The organism is Streptomyces sp. NPDC048172 (assembly GCF_043202595.1).
In the GTDB taxonomy this organism is placed as follows: domain Bacteria; phylum Actinomycetota; class Actinomycetes; order Streptomycetales; family Streptomycetaceae; genus Streptomyces.
In genome coordinates this window covers 295,432-310,514 of record NZ_JBIDAT010000001.1, presented here as the reverse complement: position 1 = coordinate 310,514, position 15,083 = coordinate 295,432, and the positions used below count along the sequence as shown (strand labels likewise).

The 15,083-nt window shown below is 72.8% G+C and carries 13 protein-coding genes; 5 read left to right on the top strand and 8 right to left on the bottom strand.

Annotation, left to right across the window (positions count from 1 at the left end):
* Window positions 1-46 precede the first annotated feature (46 nt).
* Both ACGF3A_RS01495 and ACGF3A_RS01490 read left to right on the top strand, forming a co-directional pair.
* Window positions 47-526, top strand: a complete 480-nt coding sequence (locus ACGF3A_RS01495) for a rhodanese-like domain-containing protein (RefSeq protein ID WP_393724604.1) — start codon at window positions 47-49, stop codon at window positions 524-526.
* Window positions 527-557: 31 nt separating this feature from the next.
* On the top strand, window positions 558-1,079 hold the full coding sequence (locus ACGF3A_RS01490) for a hypothetical protein (RefSeq protein WP_393724602.1): 522 nt from the start codon (window positions 558-560) through the stop codon (window positions 1,077-1,079).
* Window positions 1,080-1,155: 76 nt separating this feature from the next.
* Here ACGF3A_RS01490 and ACGF3A_RS01485 read toward each other — a convergent pair whose 3' ends face one another.
* Both ACGF3A_RS01485 and ACGF3A_RS01480 read right to left on the bottom strand, forming a co-directional pair.
* Window positions 1,156-1,704 (bottom strand): hypothetical protein, encoded by a 549-nt coding sequence (locus ACGF3A_RS01485; protein ID WP_393724600.1) that lies wholly within the window; start codon window positions 1,702-1,704, stop codon window positions 1,156-1,158.
* Window positions 1,701-1,955, bottom strand: coding sequence for a helix-turn-helix transcriptional regulator (locus ACGF3A_RS01480; protein WP_344528010.1), 255 nt, complete (start codon window positions 1,953-1,955; stop codon window positions 1,701-1,703). Before ACGF3A_RS01480 ends, ACGF3A_RS01485 begins: the two co-directional genes overlap by 4 nt.
* Before the next feature lie 59 nt (window positions 1,956-2,014).
* On the opposite strand from ACGF3A_RS01480, the gene ACGF3A_RS01475 reads away from it, so the two are divergent.
* On the top strand, window positions 2,015-3,190 hold the full coding sequence (locus ACGF3A_RS01475; protein WP_393724598.1) for a hypothetical protein: 1,176 nt from the start codon (window positions 2,015-2,017) through the stop codon (window positions 3,188-3,190).
* Between the two features lie 69 nt (window positions 3,191-3,259).
* Here ACGF3A_RS01475 and ACGF3A_RS01470 read toward each other — a convergent pair whose 3' ends face one another.
* Window positions 3,260-4,354, bottom strand: coding sequence for a hypothetical protein (locus tag ACGF3A_RS01470; protein ID WP_393724596.1), 1,095 nt, complete (start codon window positions 4,352-4,354; stop codon window positions 3,260-3,262).
* A gap of 96 nt (window positions 4,355-4,450) precedes the next feature.
* On the opposite strand from ACGF3A_RS01470, the gene ACGF3A_RS01465 reads away from it, so the two are divergent.
* Window positions 4,451-5,719 carry a hypothetical protein gene (locus tag ACGF3A_RS01465; protein ID WP_393724594.1) on the top strand — a complete coding sequence of 423 codons (1,269 nt, stop codon included), beginning with the start codon at window positions 4,451-4,453 and terminating at the stop codon, window positions 5,717-5,719.
* Window positions 5,720-5,749: 30 nt separating this feature from the next.
* Here the strand turns inward: ACGF3A_RS01465 and ACGF3A_RS01460 are convergent, their stop codons facing one another.
* Both ACGF3A_RS01460 and guaA read right to left on the bottom strand, forming a co-directional pair.
* Window positions 5,750-6,934, bottom strand: a complete 1,185-nt coding sequence (locus ACGF3A_RS01460; RefSeq protein ID WP_393724592.1) for a hypothetical protein — start codon at window positions 6,932-6,934, stop codon at window positions 5,750-5,752.
* A 39-nt stretch (window positions 6,935-6,973) separates the two neighbouring features.
* Window positions 6,974-8,557 (bottom strand): glutamine-hydrolyzing GMP synthase, encoded by a 1,584-nt coding sequence (gene guaA / locus ACGF3A_RS01455; RefSeq protein WP_393724590.1) that lies wholly within the window; start codon window positions 8,555-8,557, stop codon window positions 6,974-6,976.
* Window positions 8,558-8,846: 289 nt separating this feature from the next.
* Between guaA and ACGF3A_RS01450 the strand changes: the two genes are divergently transcribed.
* Window positions 8,847-9,167 carry a chorismate mutase gene (locus ACGF3A_RS01450; RefSeq protein WP_393724588.1) on the top strand — a complete coding sequence of 107 codons (321 nt, stop codon included), beginning with the start codon at window positions 8,847-8,849 and terminating at the stop codon, window positions 9,165-9,167.
* 588 nt (window positions 9,168-9,755) lie between these two features.
* Here ACGF3A_RS01450 and ACGF3A_RS01445 read toward each other — a convergent pair.
* The 3 genes from ACGF3A_RS01445 to ACGF3A_RS01435 form a co-directional block, all read right to left on the bottom strand.
* The gene (locus tag ACGF3A_RS01445) at window positions 9,756-11,540 is read right to left on the bottom strand and encodes a GMC oxidoreductase (RefSeq protein ID WP_393724586.1); all 1,785 of its coding nucleotides are present in this window, start codon (window positions 11,538-11,540) and stop codon (window positions 9,756-9,758) included.
* 84 nt (window positions 11,541-11,624) lie between these two features.
* Window positions 11,625-13,274 (bottom strand): succinic semialdehyde dehydrogenase, encoded by a 1,650-nt coding sequence (locus ACGF3A_RS01440; protein WP_393724584.1) that lies wholly within the window; start codon window positions 13,272-13,274, stop codon window positions 11,625-11,627.
* A 104-nt stretch (window positions 13,275-13,378) separates the two neighbouring features.
* Window positions 13,379-15,070 (bottom strand): serine/threonine-protein kinase, encoded by a 1,692-nt coding sequence (locus ACGF3A_RS01435; protein ID WP_393724582.1) that lies wholly within the window; start codon window positions 15,068-15,070, stop codon window positions 13,379-13,381.
* Between the last annotated feature and the right edge of the window lie 13 nt (window positions 15,071-15,083).

Below are 15,083 nucleotides of genomic sequence, written 5' to 3'. Positions count from 1 at the left end.
GGATTCTCTGTTCAGACCGGAAGCCCGCACGCATAGCGTTTCGGCCATGACACAGCTGACCTCCCTCACGGCCGCCGAGGCCGCCGCCTTCTTCGCCGCCCGGCTCGCCTTCCAGACCGACGTGTCCGACGTCCACGCCGGGCTCACCTCCGGCACCCCCGGTTTCGTCCTGATCGACTCCCGTGCCCGCGCCGGATGGGACCAGGCCCGCATCCCGGGCGCCGTCCACCTGCCGACCGCCGAGATCCCGGAGCGCGCTCCCGCCCTGCTGGGCCCCGCCACCCCCGTCGTCACGTACTGCTGGGGTCCCGGCTGCAACGGCGCGACCCGAGCCGCCCTCGCCCTCTCCCGACTCGGCTACCAGGCCCGCGAGATGCTCGGCGGCATCGAGTACTGGATCAGGGAAGGCTTCCCCGTCGACGGCACCCACGGTCCTGGCGCACGCCGCGCCGCCGACCCCCTGACGGCCCCCGCACCTCGCCTCGACGGCGACTCCCTCGCCCCCGCCGTCGCCTGCGGCTGCTGACCCGGCCTCACCCGGCGCGCATACTGGGCGGATGGCCGAGTCGCTGCCCCGCACGCCCCGCTTCCGGGACCCCCGGCGCACGCGCTACCACTTCCTGGACCTGATCCTGGTGCGCTGCCCGCGCTGCGCCGCGCTCGCCCGCGTCGTCCCGGTGCCGTGCGGGCCCGGCGGCCCGGCCGCCGAGCCGTCCCCTGCGTTCGCCGCGCGGCGGCTCGTCTGCCGGAGCTGCGGGCTCTCCCGGGACCGGGCGGCCGGGGGCACGCTCCGCTTCTCGCGGGGCAACGGGCGGGCCACGGACCCCTACTTCGACCAGCCGCTCTGGCTGCAGTCCGAGACCCGACACGGATGGCTGTGGGCCCACAACCTCGAACACCTGGAACTGATCCGGCAGTTCGTCCAGGCCCCGCTGCGGGAGCGGGCCCCCTGGTACGAGAGCGGGCGCAAGATGACGGTCCTCGCCCGGCTGCCCACATGGATCAAGCAGGCCAAGAACCGCGCCGAAGTCCTGCGCACCGTCGAACGGATCAGGGCCTCGGTGCACACCGCGCCCTGAGACCGGGCGCGGCATCAGCACCAGGCGTCAGGCCCGGGGCTCGGCGTCCGGCCCGGGCCCAGCGCCCGTCCCGCCGTCAGGGCGTGACCTCGGCCAGCACCTCGTCGTCCTCCGGCTCGTCCTCCACGCGCAGGGCCGCGGTCCACAGGGGTGCCAGCCGCTGCAGCGCGAACAGGCAGAGTCCCGTCGCCGCCAGCGGAGCCGCCAGCTCGTCCAGGGCCGCGCCCGCGAGATGGGCGACGAAGAACACGATCAGCGCGACCCCCATCGTCCAGCCGGTGATCCGGTGCCCGATCGTGTGCGCGGTGCCGCGCTCGGCGCGCTGCCGCTCGTCGAGCATGCGCGTACGCAGCTCGAACAGGCCGCGCGTCATCGAGTTGAGGAACGCGGTGAGCGGGATCCAGGCGAGGAGCGCGACGACGAGAAGCGCGAGCCACCACGCACTTCCCGTCCCGTACATCGCGATCATGCCCGTCGTCCCGACGGCCGTCGTCACGATGTGGGCGGCGACGATGCGGCGCCGGGAGGCGCGGGTGGCGTGCCAGCGCTTCGCCCGCGGATCGTTCATGGTCTTGAGCGCCCAGGCGTCGTACCGCGAGGCCCTCACGTTCGTGTTCGCCGTCATGACTTGCTCCTCCCCGTGCCGTACACCTCGTCCGTGAGCGGGCGGAATGGCTGGAGGGAGAACAGCGCCTCCAGCGGCAGGTCGAAATACTCCGCGATGCGCAGCGCGAGATCCAGACTCGGGTTGTACTGCCCGCGCTCTATGTGGCCGATCGTCTGATAGTGCGCCCCGACCGACTCGGCCAACTGCTGGCGTGACACCCGACGCTCCGCGCGCACCACCGACAATCTATTGTGCACCCGCTCACTCATGTATAAGAACTTATACGTGCCTGAGCGCGTACGCAACACCTCCGCTAGCGTCCACCCGTATGGGGGACCTCGACACGGCACATGCGGCAACGGGCTCCCGGCGCCGCCGGATGCCCGCCTCGGTGATCGCACAGGCGCTGGTGCTCGTCCTGCTCGCCGGTGGCGCGCTCCTGTGGTGGCAGCAGGGCCAGGAGCGCGGCTGCTGGGACATGCCGGCCAGGACGCTCGACCTCGCCCGGCAGCCCGAGCGCGCGGCCCGCGTGCTCGACCCGGGCACGGACGGCACCGGTCCGGACGACGCGCTCGTACGGCTGCTCGGCGACGAGGAGCACTGGGTCGCCTGCACGTACGGCTCGCGCAACAGCGACATGGGCGACGTCCTCACCGCCGCCACGACGGGCGTGAGCGCGTACGACGAGAGCCCGCCCGCCGTCCGTCACACCCGCCCCATGGCCCGCGTGCTGCGGGCTGCCGTTTCCGTCCTGGGCGCGCGCGGCACGGTCGGTTATGGCGACGGCTTCGCCCCGTACGCCGCCCGCCTGCTCGCCGCCTACCCCTCAGCCGTCAACCAGGGGATCGCGGGCGTCTCCGACGAGGAGAACGAAGCGAACGAAGCGAACGGGAAGAGCGGTGAGGCCATGGTCCGGTTCAGCGAGGACAGCGGCGACGCCGAGGCCCTGCGCACCGTCGTCGAGGACATCGCGGCGGACCCCGAGGCGTACGCCGTGCTCTACGACGCGCTCCGCGCCCATCTCGCCGCCCGTCTGGACACCGCGACCGGCCCGGCCGGGGCCAAGGAGATCTCGTACCAGGCGCTGCCCGCGCTCGCGTTCCTCGCGGGCGCCCGCGACGCGCACCTCGCCTCCGGACGCGTGGCCGACGGCGCCGCCTTCGACCGCGCGGTGCTCAGGGCGAGCCGGGGCGGTTACACGGCCTCGCCCGCCGCCCGTACGGCCGCTCCTCCGCCCCCGGAGGGCGCGGCGGCCCACCGCGCGCCCACGGAGCGCGCCACCGCCTGGGCCCGGCACGGCGCGCGGGCGACGGGGCTCGGCCCCGGGGACGCCGCCCGCTGGTTCATGGATCCGGAACGGCAGTTCATGGCCGCTGTCGACCGGTGGGGCCGCGACCGGGAGATCCCGCCCGCACGGCAGGACCGGGTACGCGGTTTCCTCGCCGCCTCCTGGCTGCGCCAGCTCGACCTGCGCACCCCGAGCACCGCCCCCGGCGACGTCTGACCCGCCACCAGCCCCCGGCCTCGGCCTCGGCCCTCAAAAGAGGCAGCACTGCTGCCGGTTCATGCGCGCCTAGCGCGGCACCTTCAGTCCCGTGCAGCCCCCGCGGCGCACCTGGTCCTTCGCGAAGGCGGTGACGTACGCGCGCAGCCGGTCGCGGTCGGCGCGCCGTTCCGGCGCCGAGCGCGGCTTCGGCTTCTCGCCCTCCTCCAGGTACGGGTAGTCGTAGCCCCAGTGCGCGGCGAAGCCCGTGTTCTCACCGTCGCAGCGGGCCACGGCCCATGCCCTGTGTTCGCTCAGCGCGGGCTGCCACACGCCCCGCGGGCTCATCGGCAGCGGGTCGGGGCCCGAGCCCATCTCCCGTACCCGGCCGCCCCAGTCGCCGCGCCAGCGCGTCAGCTCGACGAGCGGACGGCCGCGTTCGCCCGGCGCGCGCAGGGTGCAGCGCCCGACGAGGCCGCCGTCGGCCATGGCGGCGCGCACCCTGCCGTTCCGTCCGTCCTCGGGCGGGGGCAGGGTGGCGAGCGCGTCGCACACGGTGCCCTTCGCGTCGGCGCGGGACATCGAACGGCCCGTGTCCGGTACGGCGTCCTTCCGGGGCGCGGCCAGCGGCTGGCCGCCGCAGCCGAGCTTCTCGCGCGCCTCGTTCGTCATCCGTACGGCGAGCCGCAGCATCGCCGCCTTCTCCTCGCGGCTCTCGGCGAAGTACGCCCAGGTGCCCACCAGGAGCTTCCGTTCCCGGCCGGAGGGGTCCTTGCCCGCGCGCGGGCAGTCGGGCATCAGGTAGACGCGGCTGTTGTCGTCCTCGAAGCCGGGCAGCCCGCCCGGCAGTACGGCGCGCGGCTGGTACGCGGCGCCCACGCGCGACAGTTCGCTCTCCCTGTCGGACTCGCGCAGGTACGCGTCGACGGCGACGACGACCTTGCCCTCGTCGTTCTCCAGCACGCATCGGTACTGGCCGAGATCCCGGTCGAAGAACTCCCGCTCCTCCCCCAGCCGCGCGTCCGTCCGTACGGTGTCCAGGTCGCCGTCCGGCAGCTTCCCTCCGCACGCCTCGCGCGCCAGCCACCAGTCCTTCACCGGCGCCCGTACGGTCAGTCCGACGAGGGCGAGCACGACCAGCGCGCAGCCCGTGCCCACCAGCCATTTCCGGTACCGCCGCAGCATGTGTCCCCCGATGTCTCTCCCCGTTCCCACCGCCCCTGACGCACGGCGGCGCACCAGTGTGCCACCCGTCGAACAGAGGGCCGCTAACCTCGCACGGTGCCTCTCCGCCACCGCATACGCGCCCTGAAGCGCCCGCAGCGCATCCTGCTGGCCGTCTCCGCCGCGCTCGTCGTGCTCGTTCTCGCCGGGGTCTCCCTGGTCGTCCCCTGGGGCGAGGACGCGACCGCGTGCCGGACCGCCCCGGGCTCCGCGCGCACGCTCGCCCAGGACCCCGCCCGCGCCGCCGCCGCGCTCGACCCGGGCAAGGAGGCGACGCGTACGGCCCCGCTGGAGAAGCTGCTCCGTACGGAAGGGGCGCCCCTCTGTGAGAACGAGAAGGGCACGCGGGTGGCGGGCCGTGCCCTCGTGGCCGCCGCCACGGGCCGCACCGTCGAGGAACAGGACGAGCGGGCACGTCCCCACAAGGCACGCTCCGCGCGGATCGTCCATGCCGCCGTACGGGTCCTCGGCGAGAACGCGGAGGACGGTGAGGCGCGCTTCCCGGCCGCGCTCGCCCCGTACGTCGCACGGGCACTCGCGGCGTACATCGCCGACGTGCAGCGCGACCTGTCGTTCGGAGGGCCGCGCGACTGGGCGCACCCGGCGGCGTCCACGGAGGACGCGCGGTACGAGGACGGGAGCGGCAACTGGGCCTCGCCCTTCCCCCGGCCCGGCGAGTACCACGCCGTGTTCGGCAGGGTCGGCGGTTCACCGGAGCCCGACCTGAAGGCCGTGATCCACCGGCTCACCCTCTCCCCGCAGGCGTACGCGATCCTGTACGACGCCGAACGGGCCCATCTCGCGGGCTACCTGGAACGGCTCGGCGACGACGCCGACGAGCCCGCGGAGAAGCCCCGTACCGCCGCGGAGAGGCGCGAGGCGGAGAAGCGGCGGAAGATCCGCGAGAAGAAGGGCATCAAGGAGTACCGCGAGGACCCGCTGACGGGGACCGAGCTGGAACTGGGCGACTTCGCGCGTCTCACCGCCATCCTCGCGCGGGGCCGCACCGACCAGGTCGAGAACGGCGCCGTCCCCGACCTCGCCGCCTACGACCGCGCCGTCCTGCGTCACACCAAGGGCCTGTACCGCGCGTCCGGGCACCGCGTGAGCGGCACCCCGCCCCCGCAGGGCACCTACGCGCAGCGCCGTCCGGACGCGCCCGCCGGCAAGGGGAACCGCGCGGCGGAACGGCTCATGGACGGCAGGGTGCAGCTCTTCGCCGCCTTCGACGCCTGGGCCCGCGAACGGGACATCCCCCGCGGCACGGCGGACCGTCTGCGCACCGAGGCGGACACCCGGTACGGACTGACGCTCCGCTATCCCTGACGAGCGACGGGTACGGACGAACCGCGCGCCCTACCGCCGTTCCTTCTCCGGCAGAACCTTGACGGGCAGGCGCACCGCGTCGCAGCCGCGCCGTTCGCTCTGGTCGCGGACGAACCCGGACAGCAGGGAGCGCAGTTCCTCGCCCCGCATGTCCTTGAGCTGACGGAGGGACGAGGCGTCGGCGCCGTCGTCCCCGGAGTCGTCCCCGTCGCGCACCCATGCCTCGAAGTTGGCGGCCTGCCCGCCGCAGCGGGCCATCGCCCAGCCGTGGCTCTCCTTCAGCCAGGGACGCGCCCCGTCCTCGGTGAGCGCCCGCGCGTGGCCCGGGGGGGTCTCGTGGTACATGAAGCGCTGCGACCAGTCCCCGTACCAGCCGGTGACCTGGAGGACCGGTTCGTGCGTACGGCCGTAGTCGTCGTGCCCCCTGGGCCGCACGCTGCAGCCGCTCACCGGGCCGTTCCGGGACGTCTGGACGTCGACCGTCCATTCCGGCCCGCGCAGCGGCCCGTCGGCGAGCGCGGCACAGGGCGTCCCGCGGGTCTTCTCCGGCCTTACGGACGCCGCCTTGGTCCCCGGCTCCGGAACGGTCAGCTCCTTGCCGCCGCAGCCGAGCTTCCGCGCGGCCCTGTTGGCGACGCCGACGGCGGCGCGCAGTACGGCCGGGGGGCGTGCCTCGCTCCCGGCGAGGACGGACACGTACAGCTGGCGGTGGCGTCCGGCGGCGTCGCGGCCCAGCGCGGGGCAGTCGCGCAGCAGGACGGAGCCGAATCCGTCCCTGAGCTCGTAGCCCGGCAGGCCCGCGGGCAGTGCCGCCCTGGCGCGCGCGCCCCTGTCCTGGAAGTCGTACGACATCTGGGCGTGGACGTCGTCGCTGCGGGTGTACGCGGCGACCTCGATGACGCGCTCGCCGTCCTCGTTCTCGACCTCGCACGTATAGCGGCCGAGCTGGGACACGGTGGACTCCTCGGACGTCTTCAGATGGGCGCCCTCGTCCCTTGTGGTGGCGCGCAGCTCGTCCATCGCGCCGTCGGGCACCCCGCCGTCGCAGGCGGACCTGGTGACCCACCAGTCGGTCGCCATGGGCTTCAGGGACCAGCCGGTGACGCCCAGGACGACCACGACAGCGGCGGCCCACCACAGGATCCTGTGGCGGCGCCGCCGCTTCCGGTCGCGCTCGCGCGCTCTGTCGAGCTCGGTGTCCCCCTCGTCAGGCATTCCCGCAATCTATCGAACGCGGTTCCGACCATCCGGGGGTCACTCCCACTCGATGGTCCCCGGGGGCTTGCTGGTGACGTCGAGGGTGACGCGGTTGACCTCCGCGACCTCGTTGGTGATCCGGGTCGAGATACGGGCCAGCACGTCGTACGGCAGCCGGGACCAGTCGGCCGTCATCGCGTCCTCGGACGAGACGGGGCGCAGCACGACCGGGTGCCCGTACGTACGCGCGTCGCCCTGGACGCCGACGCTGCGGACGTCCGCGAGGAGCACCACGGGGCACTGCCAGATGTCGCGGTCGAGCCCGGCGGCGGTCAGCTCCTCGCGCGCGATGGCGTCGGCCTCGCGCAGCAGGTCCAGGCGCTCGCGGGTGACCTCGCCGACGATACGGATGCCGAGCCCGGGGCCCGGGAAGGGCTGGCGCTGGACGATCTCGTCCGGCAGGCCGACCTCCTGGCCGACCATCCGGACCTCGTCCTTGAACAGCTTGCGCAGCGGCTCGACCAGCTGGAACTCGATGTCCTCGGGGAGGCCGCCGACGTTGTGGTGCGACTTGATGTTGGCCGTGCCGGTGCCGCCGCCGGACTCGACGACGTCCGGGTAGAGCGTGCCCTGCACCAGGAACGCGACCGGCTCGTCGCTGGGCGCCTCGGCGACGATCTCGGCCTGCGCCTGCTCGAAGACGCGGATGAACTCCCGGCCGATGATCTTCCGCTTCTGCTCCGGGTCGCTCACGCCGCTCAGCGCGGACAGGAAGCGCTCGGAGGCGTCGACGACCTTGAGCTTGACGCCCGTGGCGGCGACGAAGTCCTTCTCGACCTGCTCGGTCTCGCCCTTCCGCATCAGCCCGTGGTCCACGTACACACAGGTGAGCTGGGAGCCGATGGCCTTCTGGACGAGGGCCGCGGCCACGGCCGAGTCGACGCCGCCGGACAGGCCGCAGATGGCGCGCTTGCCGCCGACCTGCTCGCGGATCGCCTCGACCTGCTCGTCCACGATGCTCGCCGTGGTCCAGGACGGGGTGAGCCCGGCGCCCCGGTACAGGAAGTGCTCCAGCTCCTGCTGGCCGAACGTGGAGTGCATCACCTCGGGGTGGTGCTGCACGCCGTACAGCTTCCGCTCGTCGTTCTCGAACGCGGCGACCGGCACCAGGTCGGTCGACGCGGTGACCGTGAAGCCCTCGGGCGCCGCCGAGCAGGCGTCACCGTGGGACATCCACACCTGCTGCCCGGCCGGGGTGCCCTCGAAGAGCGTGGAGGACGGCTTGGCGACGGCCAGCTCGGTGCGCCCGTACTCGCGGCTGCCCGTGTTGTCGACCGTGCCGCCCAGGGCGAGCGCCATGAGCTGGAAGCCGTAGCAGATCCCCAGGACGGGGACGCCGGCCTCGAAGAGCGCGCGGTCGAGGGAGGGCGCGCCCTCCGCATACACGGACGCGGGGCCGCCGGAGAGGATGATCGCCTTGGGGTCCTTGGCGAGCATCTCGGACACGGGCATGGTCGAGGGGACGATCTCGCTGTAGACCCGCGCCTCGCGCACGCGGCGCGCGATGAGCTGGGCGTACTGCGCGCCGAAGTCGACGACGAGGACGGTGTCCGGGGACGTTTCGGACGGGGTGGGAGCCACGGGCGGCCTTTCGGCGGTGAAGCGGGGTGTGGTCCCGATGATAACGGGGCGCACGGGAAGCCCGGACTTGGCGGTGGGACGGGCCCGGGGCATACTGGCCCGCATGTTCACGCAGACGACCTTCTGGTTTACCTATGGCACCGGCCCGTCCGGCTGCCATGGTCGTTCCGTGTGAACCACTGACACGCGACTTCCCAGGCGCCCCGGGCCGCACAAGGCCCGGGGCGTCTGTCGTTCCCGCTCCGGGTCCGTCAGCGGTCCGCGGCTCCCCGACAGCAGGAGCAGCCGGATGGACACCCAGACCGACACCCGCACCGACGTACGGACCGACGTACGGACCGACGTGCGGACCGACACCCGCACCGACGCCGAGACCGTGATCTCCGGGGAGCGGGCCCGTATCGACCAGCTCGACGCCCGCATCCTCGGGCTCGTACGAGAACGCGTCGAGGTCTCGGCCCGTATCCAGGACGCGCGGATCGCGTCGGGCGGCCGCCGGGTGCACCTCGCGCGCGAGAAGGAGATCCTGGACCGCTACCGCGCCGAGCTGGGGCGTCCCGGCACCGAGCTGGCGATGACGCTGCTGGGGCTGTGCCGGGGGCAACGTTGAGCCCCGCCGCCTCACCCGTACGGCGCGTGACCGCCCCGCGGGGGGTTCGTTGGAAGGGGTGTCCCTGAAGCCAGCCGGGCCCGGCGGCGAGGGGGCGGCGTCACCGGAGCGATGAGACGCCCGTGCTTCCCCGTGAGGCGGAGACGGCGGCGTCGTGGGACCTCGCTCCGGTGCTGTGACCGGACAGCAGGGGACAGCAGCCCGGTCACGACAGCGGCCGGTCCCGGGGGACGCCCTGGACCGGCCGCTCCGCGGACCTCTTGTGTCTGCCGAGGTCTACCGAGGTCTACCGAGGTCTACCGGGGTCGACTTTCAGCCGAGCGGTGCGACCGTACTACCGACTCCGTCGAAACGGTTGCGCAGCATGAGGCGCATCCACCACGATGCAGAGAGCAGCAATTCCCCGACAACTCCAGCCATTTGGTGGACCAGGGCAGTCCCTCTGCCATTGGTCGAACCATTCCAGCGGCGCTACCCCCCGGCGCCGCTCCCTCAGCACGGGCGCTGCCCTGACGCCTGTGCTGACCGCCAAGGGCCCCGGATGCCGCCACCCACCCGGCCGGCACCCCGGGGCCCTTCGCCGCGTCGCTACCCGCCGCGCTGCCCGTCCTCCCCGCGCTCGTCCGGGTCCACCACGGTCAGCCGCAGCGCGCCGAACGCGGTGTCCGGGACGGCGGGACGGTGGGGCACCACGGGCTTCAGCCGTACGTACGGCTCGCCCTGTGCGGGACGGGCGTCCGGTTCACCGCTGTTGGGCCACAGGGACATGGCGCGCTCGGCCTGTGCCGTGATGGTGAGCGACGGGTTGACGCCCAGGTTGGCGGAGACGGCCGAGCCGTCGACCACGCTGATGCCCGGGTGGCCGTGCAGGCGGTGGTAGGGGTCGATGACGCCGCTCTCCGGGTCCTCGCCTATCGGGCAGCCTCCCAAGAAGTGCGCGGTCAGCGGGGTGCCCATCAGCTCGCCCACATTGGTCCCCGCGAAGCCGCCGATCTCGTCGGCGATGACCCGCGCGGCCTCCGCGCCCTCGGGGATGTGCACCGGGTTGGGCGCCCCGTGCCCCTGTCGGGCGCTGAGCAGTCCCTTGCCCAGTCCCTTGTCCTTGCGGAAGGTCGTCAGGGAGTTGTCGAGGGTCTGCATGACCAGGCCGATGATGACGCGCTCGGACCATTTGCGCGCGGAGAGGGAGCGCAGGAATTGCGTGGGATGGCGCGCGACGGTCGCCAGGTACGCCAGCGCGCCCGGCAGCCGGGGGCTGGGCGGCACCTGGAGGGTGGTCAGGGCGCTCATCGAGTTCGAGCCCTTGCCGTAACGGACCGGCTCGATATGGGTGTTGGCGTTCGGGTGCACCGAGGAGGTGATGGCGACGCCCTTGGTGAAGTCGAGCTCGGCGTCCTTGCCGTGCACCTTGCGGTAGCGGCGCGGCACCGTCTGGGCGCCCACCAGGGCCTCGGAGTTGGTACGGGTCAGCTCGCCCAGCCGCTCGGACAGGCGCGGCAGGTCGCCCCTGTCGCGCATCCGGTGCAGCAGGGTCTGCGTCCCGTACGTACCGGCGGCGAGGACCACATGACGGGCACGGAGCACGCGCGGCCGGGCTCGGCGCTTGTCGGTCGGCACGGTGGCGACCTCGTACAGCTCCTCGTCCCGTTCGCGTACGCCCAGGACGGTCGTCATCGGGTGGACCTCGGCCCCGGCCTGCTCGGCCAGGTAGAGGTAGTTCTCGTTGAGGGTGTTCTTCGCGCCCCTGCGGCAGCCGGTCATGCACTCGCCGCACTCCACGCAGGCCGTCCGCTCGGGGCCGGCCCCGCCGAAGTACGGGTCGGAGACCGTCTCGCCCGGACGGGCGGTGGGCTCGCCGTCCGCGTCCTTGCCGTCGCCGAAGAAGACACCGACCGGTGCCAGGTGGAAGGAGTCCCCGTAGCCCATCTTGTCGGCCGCCGCCTTCAGATGGGTGTCCGAAGGCGTCATGGTCGGGTTGAGGCGGACGCCGAGCATGCGGCGGGCCTGGTCGTAGAACGGGGCGAGTTCGGACTGCCAGTCCGTGATGTGGCCCCACTGGCGGTCGGTGAAGAACGCGCGGGGCGGCACGTACAGCGTGTTCGCGTAGTTCAGCGAACCGCCCCCGACCCCCGCGCCCGCCAGGATCATGACATTCGCCAGCAGGTGGATGCGCTGGATGCCGTAGAGGCCCAGGGAGGGGGCCCACAGGAAGTTCTTCACGTCCCAGGAGCTCTTGGGCAGCTCGTCGCGGCCGAAGCGGCGCCCCGCCTCCAGGACGCCGACCGTGTAGCCCTTCTCCGTCAGCCGCAGCGCCGAGACCGCGCCGCCGAAGCCCGAACCCACCACGATCACGTCGTAGTCGTACGCCTGCACTGATCCTCCAGTCGGGAAGCGGGACTTCTACGGGCCTTACGGGCCCTCTGCGGGCCCCGTGGACCTCAGCGGGCCCGTTGGACCTCAGCGGAAACGGAACGCCTTCAGGGCCTTGAGGGAGCGCGACATGAAGGCCGCGTAGGAGGCGTCGTCCATGCCCAGGGACGGCGCCATCGGCAGCACGCGCTGGTGCGCGACGGTCTGCGGCTCGGTGTACTTGAGGATGCCCTCGGAGCCGTGCCTGCGGCCCAGCCCCGAGTCGCCCATGCCGCCCATGGGGGCCTGGGCGCTGCCGTAGGCGGACGCGTAGCCCTCGTTGACGTTCACGGTGCCCGTGCGGATCCGCGCGGCCAGGGCGCGGGCACGGCGGCCGTCGGTGCTCCAGACGCTCGCGTTGAGCCCGTACGGCGTGGCGTTGGCCAGCTCGACGGCCTCCTCCTCGTCGGAGAAGCGGTAGACCGAGACGACGGGGCCGAAGGTCTCCTCGTCGCAGACCGCCATGGGTGACTCGACGCCGTCCAGCACGGTGGGCTCGTAGAAGAGCGGGCCGATGTCCGGGCGCGGCCTGCCGCCCGTGAGAACGGTGGCTCCCTTGGCGACGGCTTCCTCGACGTGCCGGGTGACCGTGTCCAGCTGGCGGTCCGAGACGAGGGAGCCCATGTCCGCGCCGTACGCGAGCGCGTTGCCCAGGCGCATCGCGCGCGTACGGGCGACGAAGCGCTCCAGGAAGGCGTCGGCCACGGACTCGTGGACGTACAGCCGCTCGATGGAGATGCACAGCTGTCCGGCCGAGGAGAACGCGCCCCGAACGGCGCCCGCCGCCGCCTTGTCGAGATCCGCGTCCTCCAGGACGAGCAGCGCGTTCTTGCCGCCCAGTTCGAGTGAACAGCCCACCAGACGCGCCGCGGCGCGCTGGGCGACCTCGCGGCCCGTGCGGGTGGAGCCGGTGAACGAGACGTAGTCGCCCCGGTCCGCGACCTCGGGGCCCACCACGGGGCCCTCGCCGATCACGATCTGCCAGACGTCCTCGGGGAGCCCTGCCTCGATGAACAGCCTGCGGGCCCACAGGGCCGTGAGGGCGGTCTCCGTGTCCGGCTTCATCACGACCGCGTTGCCCGCGGCGAAGGCGGGCAGGGCGTCTCCGACGGACAGCTCGAAGGGGTAGTTCCAGGGAGAGATCTGGCCGACGACCCCGCGCGGGTGGCGCAGCTCGGTCACCTTGGTGAGCGTCGGGATGGCGCCCGTGTGCCGCTTGGGGCGCAGGTACGAGGCGGCCTTGCGGCCGTAGTGCCGGGCGGCGACCGCGACGGACTGGATCTCCTCGTGCGCGTGCAGCCGCGCCTTGCCCGTTTCGAGCTGGATGAGGTCCAGGACCTCCGCCTGACGGCTCAGGACCAGGTCGTGGAAGCGCAGCAGGACGGCGGCCCGCCGCCGGACGGGCAGGGCCGCCCAGGCGCGCTGGGCCTCGCGGGCTCTGTCGAAGGCGGCGGCGACGTCCTCCGGCGAGGACTCCGGGAGGTCGGCGAGCTTCTCGCCCGTGAGGGGCGTGTGGCAGGCCGTGGTGCCGCTGCCCCGGAGGCCCCGGGTCAGCTCGGCGACGAGCGCCGGGGTGACCACCTCGGCGGCCGTGCGCGCGCCCGAGGGGGCGGCGGCGACAGGGTTGCCGGAACCGTCGGCCGGGGCGTCGCCGGTCGCCGGTGCCGGGGGCGTGCTGCTGTCCTGCGAGTCCGTCATGCCAGCGAGACTACGACGCGGCGCGCCGGTCGTATACCCGGCGGTAACCCCTTTTCACGGAATCTGCCAGTGAACGCTGGCAGATTCCCACCGCCCTCCCCGGCCTACAGCTTGTTGATCTTCAGGGACTTGGCCGCCTCCTGGTAGATCTCCTCGCCCTTGTGCCCTTCGTCGCCCCTGCGCGGCATGTCGACGACGAGGCGCCAGCGCTGGTCGTCCGGATTGACGTAGATCAGCTCGTGCCTGCGCATCAGCGGGCCCGCTGGATCGCCGTTCTCGTTCGCCTTCCGGTAGGTCGTGACGATCTCGGCGGCCTTCTTGCCCTGGTGCTCGATCTCGTTGACGTCCGCCTTGCCGTCGACCAGGTCGCCCTCGTCGATCTGGTACGAGGGCAGCTTCGCCTCATAAGAGGAGCGCCAGCTGTTCGCCTCGGCCAGAGTGTTCGCCTTCACGCCCTTGGTGGCGCGGTAGAGCCCGATCTCGTAGACCCCGGAACGGTCGCGGTAGACAACCTCGTTCTTGTTCACGGTCCGCCTGTAGTCGCCCGGTGTCGCGACGGAAGCGTCGACGTACTTGTCCTCCTTGTGCACCTTCCAGCCGTCCGGCAGGTTGTCCGCAGTGAGGACGAAGAACAGCGTCAGGGCCGCTCCGACGGCGACCACGACGCCGCCCGTACCGAATTGCCATTTGCGGCTGGTGCGGACGTTGCGGCCGTATCCGCGCAGGGCGCGGCGGAGGGCGGAGCCGCCGACCGGATCCGGGACCGGTACCGGCTTCGGCTGCGGGCGCGCCACGTCGGCCAGGATCTGCCGGATCTCCTGCGCGTCGGGACGCGGCCCCGGCTCCTTGTTGAGCAGCCGCGTGATCAGGAAACTCAGCGCCCCGGAGGCCCGCTTCGCCTGCGCGGGCTGCGGTACTTCGGCGGAGAGCACCGCCTGAAGCGTCGCGGGCGTGTTGGAGCGGCGGAACGGGGACACGCCCTCCGTCGCCGTGTACAGCACCACGCCCAGCGACCACAGGTCCGACTCGGGCCCGGGGCGCTGACCCAGCACCCGCTCGGGCGCCGTGTACTCCGGCGAGCCCACGAACGCGCCCGTCTCCGTCAGCCGCTGCTCGCCCTCGACCGTGGCGATGCCGAAGTCGGTCAGCACGACGCGCTCGTACCGGCCCAGCAGCACGTTGTCGGGCTTCACGTCGCGGTGCAGCACCCCGGAGGCGTGCGCGGCGTCGAGCGCGCCCGCCACGGCCGTGCCGATACGGGCTGCCTCGCGCGCGTCGAGCGTCCCCTCGTGCAGGGCGTCCCCGAGCGAACGCCCCTGGACCAGCTCCATCACGATCCAGGGCTGGTCGTTCTCCACGACCACGTCGTGGATGGTGACGACGGAGGGGTGGTCGATACGCGCGGCCGTACGCGCCTCACGGCGCATCCGCTGGTACATGGTCTGGCGCTCGGCCTCGGTCAGATGGTCCGGCACGCGCGGCTCCTTGACCGCCACGTCCCGGTCGACCACCTCGTCATGGGCCCGCCAGACCGTGCCCATGCCGCCGTGGCCCAGGCGGGCGTTCAGGCGGTACCGGCCGCCGATCAGGCGCCCCGTGCCCGGCACTTCTCCGCCGCCCGCGTGCTGCGTGACCGCGCGCGTCGGCTCGTACGCGGCACCTGGCTGCTGCGGGACTCCGCCGTGCATGCCGTTCATGTCGCTCGCGCCCTCCTGCGCGGCGCCGGGTGCCGGTGCCCCGGGTGGCCTCAGCCCATAGCTCGTCGGCTCGTCCAACCCGTCCCCCTCGTTCGTCATGCCCCACCCTTAC

Bases quoted from the DNA above. Each gene is read 5' to 3' on its own strand.
- ACGF3A_RS01495 (WP_393724604.1), top strand. From the start codon at position 47: ATGACACAGCTGACCTCCCTCACGGCCGCCGAGGCCGCCGCCTTCTTC.
- ACGF3A_RS01490 (WP_393724602.1), top strand. From the start codon at position 558: ATGGCCGAGTCGCTGCCCCGCACGCCCCGCTTCCGGGACCCCCGGCGC.
- ACGF3A_RS01485 (WP_393724600.1), bottom strand. From the start codon at position 1,704: ATGACGGCGAACACGAACGTGAGGGCCTCGCGGTACGACGCCTGGGCG.
- ACGF3A_RS01480 (WP_344528010.1), bottom strand. From the start codon at position 1,955: ATGAGTGAGCGGGTGCACAATAGATTGTCGGTGGTGCGCGCGGAGCGT.
- ACGF3A_RS01475 (WP_393724598.1), top strand. From the start codon at position 2,015: ATGGGGGACCTCGACACGGCACATGCGGCAACGGGCTCCCGGCGCCGC.
- ACGF3A_RS01470 (WP_393724596.1), bottom strand. From the start codon at position 4,354: ATGCTGCGGCGGTACCGGAAATGGCTGGTGGGCACGGGCTGCGCGCTG.
- ACGF3A_RS01460 (WP_393724592.1), bottom strand. From the start codon at position 6,934: ATGCCTGACGAGGGGGACACCGAGCTCGACAGAGCGCGCGAGCGCGAC.
- ACGF3A_RS01450 (WP_393724588.1), top strand. From the start codon at position 8,847: ATGGACACCCAGACCGACACCCGCACCGACGTACGGACCGACGTACGG.
- ACGF3A_RS01440 (WP_393724584.1), bottom strand. From the start codon at position 13,274: ATGACGGACTCGCAGGACAGCAGCACGCCCCCGGCACCGGCGACCGGC.
- ACGF3A_RS01435 (WP_393724582.1), bottom strand. From the start codon at position 15,070: ATGACGAACGAGGGGGACGGGTTGGACGAGCCGACGAGCTATGGGCTG.